Annotated in this window: 10 protein-coding genes and 1 pseudogene; 7 read left to right on the forward strand and 4 right to left on the reverse strand. The window is 61.9% G+C overall.

Going from position 1 to position 16,551, the window contains the following annotated elements; all coding sequences use genetic code 11:
* Window positions 1–105: 105 nt before the first annotated feature.
* Window positions 106–5,976, reverse strand: coding sequence for an endo-alpha-N-acetylgalactosaminidase family protein (locus JMA46_RS13850; RefSeq protein ID WP_247647314.1), 5,871 nt, complete (start codon window positions 5,974–5,976; stop codon window positions 106–108).
* A gap of 337 nt (window positions 5,977–6,313) precedes the next feature.
* Between JMA46_RS13850 and JMA46_RS13855 the strand changes: the two genes are divergently transcribed.
* From JMA46_RS13855 to JMA46_RS13875, 5 genes are all read left to right on the forward strand, one after another.
* Window positions 6,314–7,228 (forward strand): SIS domain-containing protein, encoded by a 915-nt coding sequence (locus JMA46_RS13855; protein ID WP_207345934.1) that lies wholly within the window; start codon window positions 6,314–6,316, stop codon window positions 7,226–7,228.
* A 169-nt stretch (window positions 7,229–7,397) separates the two neighbouring features.
* The gene (locus JMA46_RS13860) at window positions 7,398–8,393 is read left to right on the forward strand and encodes an ROK family protein (protein ID WP_207345935.1); all 996 of its coding nucleotides are present in this window, start codon (window positions 7,398–7,400) and stop codon (window positions 8,391–8,393) included.
* Window positions 8,390–9,367 carry a 1-phosphofructokinase family hexose kinase gene (locus JMA46_RS13865; protein ID WP_207345936.1) on the forward strand — a complete coding sequence of 326 codons (978 nt, stop codon included), beginning with the start codon at window positions 8,390–8,392 and terminating at the stop codon, window positions 9,365–9,367. The genes JMA46_RS13860 and JMA46_RS13865 overlap by 4 nt, the downstream gene beginning before the upstream one ends.
* A 10-nt stretch (window positions 9,368–9,377) precedes the next feature.
* Entirely contained in the window at window positions 9,378–10,217 is an 840-nt protein-coding gene (locus JMA46_RS13870) for a class II fructose-bisphosphate aldolase (RefSeq protein ID WP_207345937.1), read from the forward strand.
* Between the two features lie 49 nt (window positions 10,218–10,266).
* Window positions 10,267–11,067: a DeoR/GlpR family DNA-binding transcription regulator gene (locus tag JMA46_RS13875; protein WP_207345938.1), complete on the forward strand. Its 801-nt coding sequence runs from the start codon at window positions 10,267–10,269 to the stop codon at window positions 11,065–11,067.
* A 38-nt stretch (window positions 11,068–11,105) separates the two neighbouring features.
* On the opposite strand, the pseudogene ppk2 reads toward JMA46_RS13875, so the two are convergent.
* Window positions 11,106–11,941 (reverse strand): annotated as a pseudogene (gene ppk2, locus JMA46_RS13880) (polyphosphate kinase 2).
* A 267-nt stretch (window positions 11,942–12,208) separates the two neighbouring features.
* Here ppk2 and JMA46_RS13885 point away from each other — a divergent pair.
* On the forward strand, window positions 12,209–13,603 hold the full coding sequence (locus tag JMA46_RS13885; RefSeq protein ID WP_207345939.1) for a hypothetical protein: 1,395 nt from the start codon (window positions 12,209–12,211) through the stop codon (window positions 13,601–13,603).
* 117 nt (window positions 13,604–13,720) lie between these two features.
* Here JMA46_RS13885 and JMA46_RS13890 read toward each other — a convergent pair whose 3' ends face one another.
* Both JMA46_RS13890 and JMA46_RS13895 read right to left on the reverse strand, forming a co-directional pair.
* On the reverse strand, window positions 13,721–13,978 hold the full coding sequence (locus tag JMA46_RS13890; RefSeq protein WP_207345940.1) for a hypothetical protein: 258 nt from the start codon (window positions 13,976–13,978) through the stop codon (window positions 13,721–13,723).
* Between the two features lie 212 nt (window positions 13,979–14,190).
* Entirely contained in the window at window positions 14,191–14,793 is a 603-nt protein-coding gene (locus JMA46_RS13895) for a TetR/AcrR family transcriptional regulator (protein ID WP_207345941.1), read from the reverse strand.
* A 150-nt stretch (window positions 14,794–14,943) separates the two neighbouring features.
* Between JMA46_RS13895 and JMA46_RS13900 the strand changes: the two genes are divergently transcribed.
* Window positions 14,944–16,518 carry an FAD-dependent monooxygenase gene (locus JMA46_RS13900; protein WP_207345942.1) on the forward strand — a complete coding sequence of 525 codons (1,575 nt, stop codon included), beginning with the start codon at window positions 14,944–14,946 and terminating at the stop codon, window positions 16,516–16,518.
* The last annotated feature ends 33 nt before the right edge of the window (window positions 16,519–16,551 follow it).

Raw genomic sequence — 16,551 nt, forward strand, 5'->3', positions numbered from 1 at the left:
CCCACCACGCCGCTCTTCCCAGCAGAGGCCAAACACAAGAAGGGCGTGGGACTTGAATTTCTTCAAGTCCCACGCCCTTCTTATTCAGTGCTTGGCCTTACTTGCCTAGCCGTGGTTGCGACGGCGGCGGACCAGGATGGTTGCCGCACCGCCAAGCAGCGCCAGGAAGGCGATGCCCAGGATCGGCAGCACACCGTTGGCGCCGGTGTGGGAGAGTTCCCCTCCGGTGGTAGCACCGGAGTTGTTCCCTGTGCCGTTGCCTGCGCCGGGAGTGGCGCCAGGAGTCTGGTCAGGTGTGGTGGCGCCTGGTGTCTTGTCCGGGGTTTCGCCCGAATTGTCACCCGAGTTGTCACCCGGTTCGGTGGTGCCGGTTGGCAGTACCACCACAGCCAGTGAACCCGTGGCGTCCAGACCGGCGGCATCCGTTCCAAACACCACAATCTGGTGTTCGCCTGCTGCGGTGTCAGCCGGGATGGTTGCTTCCAACGTTGCCACACCGGCATCGTTGGCTACGGCTGGAGCACTGCCCAGCTCAACGGGTGCCGAGTGCAATTCGGCACGCAATGAACTGCCCGCTTCGAGGTCGGCCACCGTGATGGTGACCTTGTCTCCCGCCTTCAGCGTGGTTGCCGGTACGTTCAGGGTCGGAACCAGGGCCGCCGCTGCCGGAGGCTCGGTTTCGTCAGCCGCCGTGACCACTACGGCCAAGGTACCCGTTGCAGGCAGGCCGTTGGAGCCCAGACCCGAGACGGTCAACGTGGCGTTGCCCGTTGGCGTGCCTTCCGGCACGGTCACGGAGAAGTTTGCCACGCCGTCGTTGTTGGCTGTTGCCCTGCCAAGTTCCTTCGAGCCCAGAGTCAAAGTGCCCTCTTCGCCAGCCTTGAGACCGGAAACGCTGATCGCTGCCTTCGTGCCAATCTGCAGCTCACCGGGAGCCGTGATAGCCAGCTTGACCGGTACTTCGTTAGCCGTCACCGCAAGGTTCGCAGTGCCGGTGGCGGACTGGCCGTTCTTGTCGGTGCCTGTCACGGTCAGCGAGGCTGCCCCGACAGCGGCATCGGCCGGAATGGTCAGCGCGAACGTAGCAACCCCTGCAGCGTTGGCCACTGCTTTGATGGCTGCGCCACCACCGAACGTCAGGCTGGCGTCGGAGCCAGCCAACAGGTCAGCCACTGTGACCTGATGCGTGGAACCCTGCACGACGGCGTTGCCGCCCTCAACAGTGGGAACCAGCGTCAGGGCAGGAACTTCATCGCCACAGCTGAACTTGGCGTTGGCCCAGTCAGCCCATTCGTCACCGGTGAGACCGGCAACTGCCACCTTTTCAACGTTGAGGTCAACATAGTTGACCCCGGTGACGTCCGCGGTGAGGGCGAACGCTGCGTCATCAACGGTCAGCTGCGGTGACTCTGCCAGCTTTGCGCCGTCCCCAACTACGGAGAAGACAACGTTGCCGCGGTGGGTCTTGGGCAGCTTCGCGTCGTCGATGCCCACCAATGCGGTGAACGTGGTGCATTGGGCGCCCAGGTAGAAGCGGACACTTGATGTTGCATGCACGCCAAGGCCCTTTTCGTAGACCGTGCCGTCAAGGGTGATCGGTGTGCCGTCGCCCTCGCCGTTTTCACCATTGTTCAAATCGCGCTCCACGGGACCCCATCCGTTGGCGGGGGTGCCCACGAACTCCAAGTCACTGGCGAACGTGTCCTTGGTGGGTCCGGCAGGCTGTGCCCCAACAATGCTGATGGACACGGAGCCCGTGGCAGCCTTGGAGTTGCTGTCGGTGCCTGCCACGTTGATGCTGGCGGCGCCGAGCGCTGCGTCTGCGGCAACGTTGTAGCTGTAGGTGGCCACGCCGTCGTCGTTGGCTGTTGCCTTGCCCAACTCGGTGGTGCCGAGTGAGAAGGTTGCCTCGGAGCCGGCCAACAAGTCACCAACGGTAACCGTATAGGTCTTGCCCTGCTGCAGCGGACCGGCGGGGTTGACCACGGGGGCCAGCTCCACTGCCGGTGTGTCGTCGGAGCAGCGGAACATGGCGTCGGCCCAGTCAGCCCAGTCGTTGCCGTTGCTGCCGTTGGGGTCAACCACCAGTTCGATGTACTTGGCGCCGTTGAGTTTGACGTCGATCGGTTTGGCGGGTGTGGCACCGGTCATGACGCCGGAGTTGTAAAGCTCTTCCCCGTCGCCGAGCACCTTGAAGATGACCGATCCCTTGGTGCCCTGGAAATCGTCAACACCGATGAGTGCGGTGAAGGCCGAGCACTGTGCACCGACGAAGTACTTGATCTTCGATGCTGCGTGAACGCCCAGGCCCTTGCTGTAGGTCTTGCCGTCAAGCGTGAGTGCCTTGCCATCCTTTTCGCCCTGCTCGCCGTTGCTCAGGTCCTTCTCTGCCGGACCCCAACCGTTGTCGGGTGTGCCAATCCACTGCATGTCCGAGGCATAGGTGTCCTGGGTGGGCGGGTGCGGCATGGTGTAGGCGCCCAGTGTTGTTTCCGCCACGCGGGCCCCAATGGGAGCCACCGTGGTGGTGTAGCTGGACTTGGCCTTGATGTTGTAGTTTCCATCGGCTGACGCGGGCGCCAGCACGTTCCACTTGGTGATGAGTGTTGCCCCCGGTGCCATCGAAGCAGCCGTGCTGGGGGTGGTCGCCGTGGCGGTCCAGCCCGCCGGCAGTTCGAGGGTTACCGATGCGTTGTTGACCGGGGCCGGCTCGTTGGAGACCAACGTGGTGGTGAACTCGTTGTCCGTGCCCTGTTCAATGATGGGTCCGGTTTGTGCCAGTGACAGCTGGGCGCAGGCCGGGGTCTTGGTGGACTCACCCAAGTCACGAATCAACAGGTTGTCCAGGGAGAAATCAGCTGCTGTGGTTCCACTTCGCAGCAGGCCCACATAGCTGTCACCACAGGCCGATGCAGTGAAGTTCTGCACCCAGCGTGTTGTCTCCTGCATGAGCGGGACAGGAGTTGACTGCGTCTGCACAGCTCCCGCTGCTCCGTCGTAGCCGCCCACCCAGGCGTATTCGCCGGCCTTGGCCGACTGGTAGTCGAAGGAGACTTCATAGTCGTGACCCTGCTTGAACGGCATGGTCGCCGGAGTGGTCCGGTACACCAGACCGCCGTTTTCCTCGTGGGAGAGCAGGCTGAAGTTGCCGTCCAAGACGTTGTCGATGGGCTTGTTGTTCCAGCCCTTCTGCGTGTACGGGGCATGGATGGGGGCAAGGTGTGTGCGCGGATCGGTGATGCCGCCGGCGTTGCCCTTCACGAACGGTCCCCAACCCTGGTCAACGTTTTCAAAGTCTTCGGCCAGGACAGCCCCTGACGGCGAATCGGAAACCACGTCGGCGGCGCTGACATGTTCCGTCTTGACTACGCGGAAGTCGTCAATCAACACTGCCGTTGCCCCTGCTGGAGCGGAGAACTTGACGGTGGGGGCCTCGCCGTTATTAGCGACGTCGATCAGCACCCGCACGCGCTGGCTGTAGGTGCGGTTCTTCTGGTCCGCGGCAACTGTGTTGAACAGTGCCGAGGAGTTGGTGGTGTTCTTCACCGCGGCCTTGCCTGACACGGTCGCTTCAAGGGTGGTCTCGCGCTTGCCACGCGGGAACTTTTCCTTGCTTTCCAGCGTCGGGTCAATCTCAACCCAGGCACTGACGGAATAGGTGCCCTTGTCCAAGGGAGCCAGTTTCTGGGTGATGCTGGAGGCAGCTGCGCCAAACTTCACGCTGCTCAGGCCCTTGGCGGAGGTGCTCAGGGTGGCATCGCCTTGGGCTGCCCAGGCGTTGAGGTTGCCGGAGTTGAAGCCGGGATCCTTGATGCCGGTGCCATGGCCCCAGTCAGCGTTGTCGTTGGTCGGAACCGTCGCCAGTGCGGAGGTCGGCGCCAGGACATAGGCCGTGTTGGCCTTGGGATTCAGGGTGATGCCGCCGGCAACAACGGGCACATCCTGGACGAATTTACGGCCCTGGTCGGTGAGCTCATAGAGCTTCAGGGTGCTCTGCGTGGCGAAGGCTGAGGTCAGTTTCCAGTCCTGGGCGCTGCCGTCCCGGCTGTAGTTGTACAGCTTGGTCTGGTCGTTGGTGTTGTTCACGGCCTCTTCACCGAACTGAACCAAGTCGCTGGACCAGGGGAGCAGGTAGTTGTGCCCTTCCAGGACCTTGGACCCGTCCTGGGTGATGATGCGGTTGTCCAGTGTGGTGCCGGTGACGCGCAGGTTGTTCTCGAGCGTGATGGCTTCGGGCGTCCACGTGGTGATTTCCTGCTGCTGGAGGAACTTGGCCGGGACGTTGTTGTCCCACACGTTCTTCAGGAAGTTGTTGTAGTTGTTCTGCCCTGTCCAACCCTGCCACTCCACAAGGTGCGGGGTGCCCAGGCGCGGATCGGGGTTCCAGGTGTCGCGCTGGGTGTTCTGCGAGAAGCGCAGGATTTCCGAGTTCCAGCCCTTGTTGGTGCTGCCGCCGTAATTCTCATCCACGGCCCAGTGCGACCAGGTGTTGTTGCGCACCATGGAGTCGGCCCATTCCGAGGAGACAGAGTAGCCTGCGTTGATCAAGTTGCGCTGCATGCGCTCGCCCACCCAGCCTGATTCGTAGTACACGTCAACGTAGTTGGCAGTCAGGTTGTCATTGACTGACTTGGCCATCCCGTCGAGACGGACCTTCTGGTCGCCGGAGAGCACGTCGTGGCGCTGGTCAATGATGTATGCCTGCTCGAGCCAGTTCCAGTTCTTCTGCGGCGGTTGCTTTATGAACTGTTCGTTGAACGAGTGGGCGGAGGGGTACGCCTCGGTGTTGTTGATGTGCACGCTGAACGTTGCGCCAAACTTCTTGGCCTGCTCCAACATGGTGTTCATGTCTTCGAGTCCACCGGCGCGCACATTGAAGTTGCCGTCAAAGTCGGTGTTGGCCGAGTCGTGGCCCTCCGAGGTGAAGCCCTTCTCCAGTGAATACTGGCCGAGCCCGTCCGTGGCCAGCGCCACGTGCTTGACATCGTCCAAGGTGCGCAGGAACGGGTTGGTAGCCTGGCTGGCAAAGTTGAACGGGATGGTCTGAACCACGCGGTTCTTCACATCCTCCCAGCCATAGGGCTTGATCTGAATGTCGCGGGAGGCGATGGCGCCGTCCTGCCAGTCAACGTTTCCGTCGGAGTTGACGTCACCGGTGATGACCACCTTGGCCATGGGTAGGGGTTCGGTCTCGGTTGAGTCCTTGGCACGGTACAGCCAGGCGCCGGAGGAGAAGCCCACTTTCTTGTTGGCGCCGTCGCTCTTGACCTGGCGCCAGATCCGGCCCTTGTCGGCACCGGCGAGGCCGTTGTCCGGGGCACCGTAGGCGCCGTCGTACATCGAGTTGCTCTCAAAGCTCGCGGCCAGATCCGTCGTGTTGGCGATGGCCACCATGGATGTCTTGGCTGCATCATCAACAGGCGTGGCGGCGGTGAGTGCGGTGATGGTGTCACCGGACCTGGCGCGGTCAACGGAGACTACCGCTGTGGCCAGTGTTGCGCCGGGCTGGGCCGAGGAGAGTGTTACCAGGTCCTGATCGAGGATCTGGATACGGTTGACCTTGGCGGAGCCTGTTTCCTTGATCTCGGTGATGTTGAACGTCAGGACGTTCTTGTCCACGGCCAGTTTCGCCTTAAGGCTCACTCCGTCCATGCCCGGAACCGCGATGTTGTAGTCGATCGACGTACCGTCCGGATTGACCTTGGAGGTCACGGTGACGTTTTGGTCCACGCCATTGATGCGAATTTTGGTGGCGACGGCGGTGGCGCCGGTCATCGTCTTGGCGCCAAGCGTGTAGTTCAGCGCTTGGGGGAACGCGGTGGAGACCTCAACGGACAGCGTTCCAGAGGTAATCACCGCCGTTCCATCTGCCGCGTAGGCAGGAATTGCCGCAGCGGCGGGAACGATGGTGCTGGCCATGACTGCGCCGGCGATCCCCATCCCCAACCACTTGCGTTGGTGTCGAGCGAGTGACATCAAGATCTCCTTGAACATTTTTTTGTTGCGGGTGTGAGCGCCATGTAGCGCGCTTGTTGGTGATGATGCAAAGCCAGCGCGGGCACTTTCATGAGCCACCTCACACTGTTATCGATAACATTAGTGCACGGTTTCGGAACTTGTGATCTGTTGTACAAACATTTCGCGACTTCGGCGCAGATCCGGAAAAGTGGTCCTTTTGGCTAGGGCCTAATGATTGAATCTGATGTTTTATAGCCAGATACGATCATTAGCTGCTATTGTGGTTCATAGTCCCGACAACTTCAGCCGGCCGTTCGCGGCGCCGCTGGAACCCCAAACAAGGAGAATGCGAAGCATGAGCGACAGCAGCGACAACACAGTACTTGGCCCCTTCATGGACGCCGAACTGACAAGCCAGCCTGAAGTATGGGCACAGGCCATTGCCCAGGCAAAGAGCGAGAACCTGCTCCCGGCCGACGGCCAGCGCGTTGCAGTCATCGGCTGCGGCACCTCATGGTTCATGGCACAGAGCTACGCCGCAGCCCGTGAGTCCGCAGGCAAGGGTGTCACTGACGCGTTCGCCGCCTCCGAGGCTTTCCTTGGCGCCGACCGCGGCTACGACGCCGTCATCGCCATCACCCGCTCAGGCACGACCACTGAAGTGCTGGAAATCCTGACGGCCATCAAGGGCACCGTCCGCACGGTGGCCCTGGTTGGCGATTTGACCTCCCCGATCATGACGTTGGCAGACGCAATCGTAGAACTTCCCTACGCCGACGAGCAGTCCGTGGTGCAGACCCGCTTTGCCACCACCGCCCTGACCTACCTGCTGACCAGTGTCGGCATGGACCTCAGAGCCGCCGTCGAGGATGCCAAGTCCGCAGTCATCACGCCTGTGGAGCAGGAACTCATCGACGCCGAGCAGTTCACGTTCCTGGGCACCGGCTGGACCGTTGGCTTGGCCCACGAAGCCGGCCTGAAGATGCGCGAAGCAGTGCAGGGCTGGACCGAGTCCTACCCGGCCAAGGAATACCGCCACGGCCCCATCTCCATCGCAGCACCGAACCGTGTCACCTGGATGTTCGGCGAGCAGCCCGAAGGCCTTGACAAGGACGTTGCCAAGACCGGTGCGCTGTACATCAAGACCACCACGCACCCCCTGGCCGAGCTGGCCCGCGTGCACCGTGTCACCCTGGAGCGTGCCCGCGCCCGGGGCATGAACCCGGACCTGCCGCGCAACCTGTCACGCTCGGTCATCCTGAGCGACTAATTCCGCCGGTTGCGCCAGAGCTCCGGCTAAACTGATGGGCGCCCCGCTTCCCTGTGGGGACGGGGCGCCCATGGCCGCTGTGCCGCTGTAAATATGTTGCTGTAAAGAATGCACTGAACCCGCATGTGACAAGGGCGTGGGCAGTGCCCGCTGAAGGAAAACAATCTTCATGAATACTCTGATTGACAGTGCAGACGCAGCCGCTGCGCCCTTGGATGATGCTGTCCTGGCCTTCGACGTCGGCGGCACGGACATGAAGGTTGGGCTCATTCTGGGCGACGTCAGCCAGGGAGAGGTTGAAGTGCGCGATCTACAGCGCCACCCCACCCCGCTCGACGGCGCCCGCTCCGGTGAAAGTGTTTGCGCCAGAATCACTGAACTTACCGCGGAATACCGGCAAAGCCACCCGCAGCTGAACATTTCCGCTGTGGGTGTCACAGTGCCGGGCATCGTGGATGAAGCCGCAGGCGTTGGCGTGTATTCAGCGAATCTTGGATGGCACGACTTTCCGTTCGCAGCCACGCTGACGCAGTCCCTGGGCCTGCCAGTAGGATTCGGGCACGACGTCGGCATGGCCGGGGAAGCAGAATTCCGGCTCGGAGCCGCCGTGGGCAGAAGCGATGTCCTGGTCCTGGTGATAGGTACTGGCATTGCAGCCGCCGTGATGTGCGACGGCAGGCGTGTTGCTGGCGGAGGCTACGCCGGAGAAATTGGCCACGCCATGGTGCCCGGCCCCGATGGCAAGCTCGCCATCATGGAATCCTTGGGCTCCGCTGGCGCCATTGCACGGCGCTATACGCAGGCCACGGGGGAGCCCGTGGCAGGCGCCCGGGAGGTTTTGGCACGCGCCGCGGCCGGGGATCAGACCGCGGAAAATGTCTGGAAGGACGCCGTCGACGCCTTGGCATTCGGCGTTGCCCAATGTGTTTCCATCCTGGGTACGGAAACAGTTGTTCTCGGGGGCGGGCTGTCCATGGCTGGCGCTCCTCTCTTTGACGCTCTGGCGGCGCGTGTTGATGAACTCCTCACCTTCCACCGCCGCCCGGAATACCTCCATGCAGCCCTAGGCGAAAACGCCGGGCTCATCGGATCAGCCTTGAAAGCCCGCAGCATGCGTGCCACCGAAAACTCCCCTCAACCAACAGTCGCGCAGGAGCCAGCATGAGCACAACACCCGCCAACAATGTGGTTTTGACCGTCACCCCCAACCCGGCTGTTGACGTCACGTACACCGTGGACGGCATCAATCTGGGCTCATCCCACCGGGTTCCCACCCCCTTGTACCGCGCTGGCGGAAAGGGTCTGAACGTTTCCCGCGTGGCACACCAGCTCGGTCACCCAACCCTCGCCCTGGCAACGGCCGGCGGCCCGGCCGGTGAACAGCTGCGTGCGGACCTGGTGGCCTCCGGGATGCTGCACGACCTCGTTCCGGTCACGGCAGCCACGCGCCGCACCATCGCCTTGGTCGATACCGCTGCGGACAACACCACCAGCATTTTCAACGAAGTGGGCCCCGCGCTCACCGGCGCCGAATGGCAGGGGCTGGCAGCGGCCGTCGTCGATCACCTGGGCGGTGTGCAGACGTCCGACGGCGTGAGGCGCCCGGGTGTGCTGGTGGGCTCCGGCTCCCTCCCGGAGCAGGCGCCGGCGGATTTCTACCCGGCACTGGTTGCATTGGCGCACGGCGCCGGCGTCCCCGCCATCATCGACACCTCCGGCAGCGGCATCTTGGCCGCGGCCAAGGCCGGCGCCGATCTTCTCAAGCCCAACAACCACGAGCTCATGGAAGCTGTTGGCGAGAAGGACCTTGTCCTGGCTGCGCGCAAGCTCATGGACCTGGGTGCCAAGCGTGTGCTGGTCAGCGTTGGCGAGGACGGCATGCTGGCCTTCAGCGCCGACGCACCCACCACTTACATTCAGGCTAAGCTGCCGGCACCGCTAAGCGGGAACCCCACGGGCGCCGGCGACGCGGCGGTGAGCGCGGCCGCCGTCGCACTTGCCAACGGTGTGGAAGACCTGCGTGAGATCCTGCGCAACGCCACGGCTTGGAGTGCCGCCGCCGTACTCATGCCAGGGGCCGGGGAAATTTCCCCGCGTTTCGCGGAACTGGCCGACCAACTCATCATCACAGACCACTAAGGAACCCTTCATGGCATTGACCAACACCCGCGACATCATGGACCTGGCTGCCAAGGCCGGCATTGGCCAGGGCGCCTTCAACGTCATCCACTTGGAGACGCTCGAAGGCCTCATTGGCGGCGCCGAAGCGGCAGGGCGCCCAGTTATCCTGCAGATTTCAGAAAACTGCGCCAAGTATCACGGCGGACTGGAGCCGGTGGCTTTGGCTTCGCTGGCCGCAGCTCGCAAGGCAAGTGTGCCCGTGGCTGTGCACCTGGACCACGCCGAGGACGAGGACCTGGCCCGCGAGGCCGTGGACTTGGGTTTTGGCTCCATCATGTACGACGGCGCGCACTTCGAGTACGAGCAAAACGTTGAAGTGACAGCCCGCGTTGCCGCCTATGCGCATGAGCGCGGCGTGTATGTGGAAGCTGAGTTGGGCAAGGTCGGCGGCAAGGACGGCGCGCATGCACCCGGCGTGCTGACCGATCCTGCCGAAGCGGCAGCATTTGTGGCGGCCACCGGTGTGGACGCCCTGGCCGTTGCGGTGGGTTCCTCACACGCCATGACCGAGCGCAGCGCGGCGTTGAACCTGGACCGCATCGCCGAGCTCAAGGCAGCCTTGGACGTGCCGTTGGTGCTGCACGGCTCCTCGGGTGTCTCGGATGAGAACATTGTGGCCGCCATTGCCGCGGGCATGACGAAGATCAATGTCTCCACCCACCTGAACGGCTTCTTTACCCGCGCCGTGCGCGAGTACCTGGATGAGAATCCCGCCGTCGTGGATTCGCGCAAGTACTTGGGAGCCGGCCGTGCCGCGCTGATCCCGGAAGTTGCACGGCTGCTTTCCTTGTTTGCCCACGCGGCCTAACGGCACGCACCACACACGATGGCCAGCACGGCCGCCCCGGGAGAATCACATGAACAGAACTGAGCGCCTCACCGCCATCCTGGACCTTTTGGCCGCTGATGGGCAGGTGGAAGTCGACGAAATTGTGGAGAAGTTGGGAGTTTCACCGGCCACCGCTCGCCGGGACCTGGACTCCCTGGCCAACGAGCGGCTGCTGACGCGCACCCGTGGCGGTGCCACCAGCGGATCTGTTTCCTACGACCTTCCAGGGCGGTACAACCGGGACGACCACGCTGCCCAAAAGCAGCAAATTGCCCATGCGGCCAGTGCCTTGATCCCGAAGGGCGCCGTGATCGGGTTGTGTGGCGGCACCACCAGCACGGCGCTGGCGCAGGTGCTCTCCACCCGTGAAGACCTGATGGTGCATTCCAACCGTCCCACGTTGACGGTTGTCACGAATGCCATCAACATTGCGGCTCAGCTGGCCATCAGGCCGAACTTCAAGATCATGGTCACCGGCGGCATCGTGAACCCGCGATCCTACGAGTTGGTGGGACCCTATGCGGACAGCATCCTGCAAAGGGTGGCACTGGACTTCGCCTTCATCGGCGTCAACGGCATAGAGCCCGGCGCCGCACCCACCACGAATGACGAGGCTGAGGCGTCGGTGAATTCACGCATGGCGCGGCGCGCCTCGGAGGCATACATCCTGGCCGACGCCTCCAAGATTGGCAAGCGTGCCTTCGCCACCATGGAGGAGGACACGTTCCAGAATCTGATCACGGACTCAGGGGTCACCGAAGAGCAGCTCGCCGCGTTCCGTGAAGCCGGCACCAACGTGGTGGTGGCTCCTGCCCCTGACGTGGTCTGAGCGGGGCCTTATTTCAGGCGGACCGTCGGCTAAGTCTCCTACTGCGTTTTCTTGGCTGCGGATTTGCGCTTGGGATGTTTTGCGTGCTGAAGTTCGACGTCGGCTGCATGGTCTGGTGCGAACGTGATCTCATCCAGTGGCGGGCGTTCGTAGCCGCCCGATGGTGGACGTTGGGGGATGACGACCACTTCCCGATTCATTTGTTCGAACGGCACTTGGGTGAGCAGATGGGCGATCATGTTGATGCGTGCACGCCGTTTGTCGTCCCCGTCGACGCCCACCCAGGGAGCCTCGGGAATGTCGGTATGCACCAGCATGGTGTCCTTCGCCCGTGAATAGTCCTCCCATTTCGTGATGGAGAGCATGTCATTGGGGCTGAGCTTCCAGCGCCGCATCGGATCCTCGCCACGGGAGCGGAAACGGTTCTCCTGCTCGACGTCGGAAACGCTGAACCAGTATTTCAACAAGATGATGCCGTCTTCGACCAGCATCCGCTCGAAAATCGGCGTCTGGTGGAGGAAGCGGTGGTACTCGGCATTCGTGCAGTACCCCATGACCTTCTCGACGCCGGCCCGGTTGTACCAGGAGCGGTCCATCATCACGATCTCCCCGGCCGCCGGCAGGTGTGAGACATACCGCTGGAAGTACCACCGCGTCTTGTCCCGCTCGCTGGGTGTGGGCAGGGCGACGATTCGTGCAACGCGGGCGTGTTGAGGTACTCGGTGACCCGCTTGATGGCGGAGCCCTTGCCTGCGCCGTCCCTTCCCTCGAAGATCACCACGACGCGCGCTCCGGTCGACTGCACCCATGCCTGCATCTCCACGAGCTGTGCCTGCAGCCGTTTCAATTCGGTCTCGTAGAGTTTCTTGTTCATGCGAGCACCCATGGCAGTTCCTTTTTCTGGCGATAGTCGAAAGCTGTTCGTACAGCATCTCATTGAGCGGTGCTGGCAAACAGATCTGAGGGCCCTACTCACAAATTCGAACTGCGGTGGCTGGCTGGTTCTGCCCTCCCAAGTCTATAACCAATGACTGTTGACAGTTGAGTTCGATGGCGTCATTCTAAAGCTAATAGTTTTTAATGTTAGAATCGGCCCGCCACCTTGTTCCACCTCCACTGCTGACCCGATGGAAGGAATATCATGTCTAATTCTTTGTTTGCAAGCACACCCACACGTGGTGAACCGCCGGATGCGTCGCGGCACCGCCCCCAGTGGAGGCGCTTGGGCCTTCTGCTTGCACTGGCCTCCGCGCTGGCCCTCGCCATTGCCGTGATGGCTGCACCGCAACCGGCCCAGGCAGTGACATCCATCGATGGGCAATGGACCGTCTCGCATGGTGGAACCGGTCAACTGACGCTCAACAGCAACGGCACCTACACTTCAAGCTGTCAGGTGTATCCCGACTACGCCGACGCTTGGTGTCCGGCCGCCTCGGGTACCTTCCAGTACAGCACAGCGGGAACTGCCGGCGTGACTTTCAACGGCGCCGACGGCACCACCACCTCGTACCGGGTCAGCGGTCTCGTCTCCAGCCCGGACACCATCACGTCCGTCTTCGGCAGCACAACCTCCTCCGCCTTGGTGATGACGAAGGGCCCCAATTTTGTCTGTACGGACTGGGGGACCAACGGCTACATGATGAAGGGTAGCCCGCTGGTTTACCTGGATTCCACCGGTACTATCCTTTATGCCACCGGCTCACACCAGCTCATAGGTCCTGCAACCGCCGACACCCAGGTCTCACTGGCCGAGACCGCGCCAAACTACTTCCAAGTCGGCTCTTGCGCCAATTTTGCGCCGGTCATCCACATCGACAGCTTGCGTGACACCAGCGTCACTTCCTCCCCGGGAATGTGGGCCCCGAAAGTAACCGTCGTGCTGAAGGATGCGACGGGAGCGTTCGTCTCCGGCGCAAAGGTAACCGGTCAGTTCCCCGATGCGGACATCGTGAACCGACTGACCAGTTGTGTTACCGCAGCAGATGGCACATGCGCGCTTGGCAACTTCGAGCTCGCCAATTCCATGACGAGCACCTCATTCACGGCCTATCTAGTCGAGAAAACCGGGTCAGTCTGGGATCAAAGCCAAGCGACTCTCACGCTCAACTACCCGACCATAACCACGCCGACCCCCACTCCAACTCCCACGCCAACACCCACGCCGACACCCACGCCGACACCCACGCCAACTCCAGTGGTGATTCATGTCGGGGATCTGGATAATTCCACCACGGCCGCTTCATCTATCAGAAAGTGGCAACCTAAGGTGACCGCCACCGTTGTGAACTCGGCTGGGGCCGCAGTGGCTGGTGCAGCCGTCAGCGGAACATTCACCAACCACAAGGGAACGCTGATCTGCACCACCGCAGCCAACGGCACGTGCACACTGGGAAACTTCTCCCTCACTCGTTCCACTACCAAAACGGTGTTCACGGTAACCAACGTTGTCAAGGCTTCGTCAACGTACGCGCCGAAGGCCAACAGCGACCCTGATGGTGACAGCAACGGAACGACCATCACCATCGCGCGCCCATAAAAGGGGGTCCCTGCCCGAGGATGGAAAACCCTGAAATCTCGACCGGCCTGGTAAATGCACCAGACCGGCCGAGATTTTTTGACCTGCATTTGGGTTCGCCAACGCCGACCGCGGTGGCTACCCCTTTTGCCCCTTCGTTACAACGAAAGTCGGCCCGGCTACGACGCTGGTGTTTTCAACAAGTTGTGCAGTCCCGCTGACCGCTGCAGACAGCCCGGCCGGAACAGGTGTCTGGGAATACGGAGGAGCGAGCAGCAGGACTGCGGCCAAGGCGGTTGCAGCGAGCAAACCACCCGCACGAGTGAGTGCATGAGTCCGGGGCTGCCCCACTGTGCGTGCTGGGATGTGGGTGGTCGCTGAGAGTGCGTACAACATGACATGTCCTTCATCGAAGTGGAAGCAACTGGATGCAAGGATCAATAAACTCTAAAAACTATGATCCTTCTTTTTAGGATCGTCCTGGTTCGGATACTTGTCAAGACCTCGCGGCGGACACTAGGCGGTCGGCGAGTTGAAGGTGGTTTGGTGGCCTGCTTGGCGCTTCCGTTCCACGGACAACACCCAGAGGGTCAACGAAACAATCATGCCTATTCTTTTGCAGGAGCTGCCCGGTCTGCCGTGGAGATGCCGTCGATCAGGGTGCGGAAGATCAGCTCGGCGACGTCCATGTCGGACTGTTTTGTGGCCGGGGCATCCCGAACGGCCGCCATAAGGAGGGACTTTAAAGCAGTGAGGATCCACTCGGGGGAAAGGTCTGTGCGGATGTCACCCTCGGCCTGGCCTCGCCTGACAACCTCAATTATGGGCGAGAGGATCTGCTCGCGCCGGGTGAGGAATGGTGCGTTGTGTTCGGGGGCCCTTATGAGAATGATACGAAAGCGCATTCCGTGTTTGCTCAGTGCGGACACCACGCGCTTGAGGGCTTCGAGGGCATTTCCGTCTTCGAGCCGGCAGTCGGTCAGCGTCTGCCCTGCACGGGTGAGGGCTTCCGTTTGGATTGCCTCGAGCAGCGTCTGACGGTTGCTGAAATGTCGATAGAGGGTAGCTCTTGTCAAGTTTGCGGCCTGAGCCACGTCCGCCATGGAGGATTCCGGGTTGCGGGAGAGCTCCTCGGCTGCAGCCGCAAGCAGGGCTCGACGATGGCGGTCCACATCAATGCGCGTAACTGCCACTGGGCTGGGGCTTTCCATGGGGCCTTTCATGGGGTTGGTCCGAACTTGAGGATGTGTGTCCAGACTATCGGCGCCAGGGGCCAGCCCCCGCATTTGTCGTAGTCAATGTTAGTGACCGATTGAAAAACTGATACATCAATGTATCGTTTTGCTGATAGGCTTTTTTGTATGAACCATCGCCCATCCAACAGCCCGCTCTCCGCAGCTAATCCCCGAAACACGTCCGACGTAGATGTTCTGGTGGTGGGGGCGGGCCCCACTGGACTGACCGCGGCTTGCGAAGCCCTGCGCCTCGGCCTGAGCGTGCGAATCATCGACCACAAACCTGGCCGCTCAACGCACTCCAAAGCACTTGTCACGCATGCGCGCACCATGGAAGTCTTCGCGGTCATGGGGGTCGCCGACGCCATGCTCGCCAAGGGAGTCCCGTTTGCGGCCCTGAATGTGTACGCCGGTTCCGCCCGCCAAGCGACCCGTGTGGACCTGCTCGGGCTGCCCTGGGGAGACACCGCCTACCCGTATTGGCTCTCCATTCCGCAGGACGCCACTGAACAAGTCTTGGAAGACCACCTCAGCTATCTTGGGGGTGCAGTGGAATGGGGGACGTCTCTTGACCAACTGCGCGAGACGGACCGTGGCATCGAGGCCTTGATGCAGGGTGAAGGTGACAGCGAAAAGATCACGTCACGCTGGCTGGTTGGCTGTGACGGAGGGCGCAGCCGAGTTCGTGACCAAGTTGGGCTCCGGCTTCAACGCCGTGATGCCGGGGCAACGTTTGTCCTCGCGGACGTCAAAAGCGCCTTGCCGATTCCCCAAGACGAAGGTCGCGTGCACCTGGACCCGGATGGCCTGCTGCTTGTGGTTCCGATGCCGGAAGTGGACCGGTGGCGCATCATCGCCCACGTACCCACTCAAGCCAAAGGAACACGTCTGCGCATCGACGCAGGCTTTTTGGATGACTTGATTCGTCAGCGCACGGGCTTGGAATTTGGAAGCCATGATGTGACGTGGACGTCGCAGTTCAATCTAAGCCACGGATTGGTTGACCACTACCGCAAGGGCAGTGTCTTTCTGGCAGGCGATGCAGCCCACGTCCACAGCCCGGTCGGAGGACAGGGCCTCAACGCCGGAGTCCAGGATGCGCACAACTTGATCTGGAAGCTCTCCATGGTGGACCTCATGGCTTCCCCCGAGGCGGCGGAGGAGCTTCTGGACAGCTATGAACAGGAGCGGCGGCCTACGGCCAGAAGCATGGTCAACGGCGTTGCCCGGGTAACTGCGGCACTGACCACCCGACGCAGTTCAATCCGCCGTGTTGTTGGGCGTCTCTCACCCTGGATCTTGAGGCGCCCAGCCGTTCAGGCAAAACTTGGGCGCACAGCCGGGATGCTTGAACTGGCCTACTCGAGCGGTTCCTTGTCATCCGCAAAAGGTGCCGGCCAACGATTGAGCAATCCACGGTTGCCTGGGGGCGGGCGCCTCTACGGCGAACTACCCTCGACCGGCTGGTGCTGGGTTGTGTGGGGGAGAGCTGGAGAAACCAGGCCTGACGTTGACGCTGCGTGTTGGCGCGGCATGCCAGTTGTGTTCCTCGTCTTCGAGATCCAGGGCACTGTAGTGACCGATATTTCACCGGACAACCGTGTACTGCTTATCCGCCCCGACCGCTATGTTGCAGGCAGTGGAAGCACCCCGGAGGCCATTGGCCACCACGGCTCCATCCTTGAGACTCTCCGAATATGAAATCCCGGGACAGCTCAACCGCAGAGTGAAGCA

This window comes from Arthrobacter sp. E3, from assembly GCF_017353415.1.
Lineage (GTDB): Bacteria > Actinomycetota > Actinomycetes > Actinomycetales > Micrococcaceae > Specibacter.

What these genes read in the sequence shown, in the direction of transcription:
- JMA46_RS13855 (WP_207345934.1), top strand. Translation starts at nt 6,314, where the DNA reads ATGAGCGACAGCAGCGACAACACAGTACTTGGCCCCTTCATGGACGCC.
- JMA46_RS13895 (WP_207345941.1), bottom strand. Translation starts at nt 14,793, where the DNA reads ATGGAAAGCCCCAGCCCAGTGGCAGTTACGCGCATTGATGTGGACCGC.
- JMA46_RS13900 (WP_207345942.1), top strand. Translation starts at nt 14,944, where the DNA reads ATGAACCATCGCCCATCCAACAGCCCGCTCTCCGCAGCTAATCCCCGA.
- JMA46_RS13850 (WP_247647314.1), bottom strand. Translation starts at nt 5,976, where the DNA reads ATGTCACTCGCTCGACACCAACGCAAGTGGTTGGGGATGGGGATCGCC.
- JMA46_RS13890 (WP_207345940.1), bottom strand. Translation starts at nt 13,978, where the DNA reads ATGTTGTACGCACTCTCAGCGACCACCCACATCCCAGCACGCACAGTG.
- JMA46_RS13865 (WP_207345936.1), top strand. Translation starts at nt 8,390, where the DNA reads ATGAGCACAACACCCGCCAACAATGTGGTTTTGACCGTCACCCCCAAC.
- JMA46_RS13885 (WP_207345939.1), top strand. Translation starts at nt 12,209, where the DNA reads ATGTCTAATTCTTTGTTTGCAAGCACACCCACACGTGGTGAACCGCCG.
- JMA46_RS13860 (WP_207345935.1), top strand. Translation starts at nt 7,398, where the DNA reads ATGAATACTCTGATTGACAGTGCAGACGCAGCCGCTGCGCCCTTGGAT.
- JMA46_RS13875 (WP_207345938.1), top strand. Translation starts at nt 10,267, where the DNA reads ATGAACAGAACTGAGCGCCTCACCGCCATCCTGGACCTTTTGGCCGCT.
- JMA46_RS13870 (WP_207345937.1), top strand. Translation starts at nt 9,378, where the DNA reads ATGGCATTGACCAACACCCGCGACATCATGGACCTGGCTGCCAAGGCC.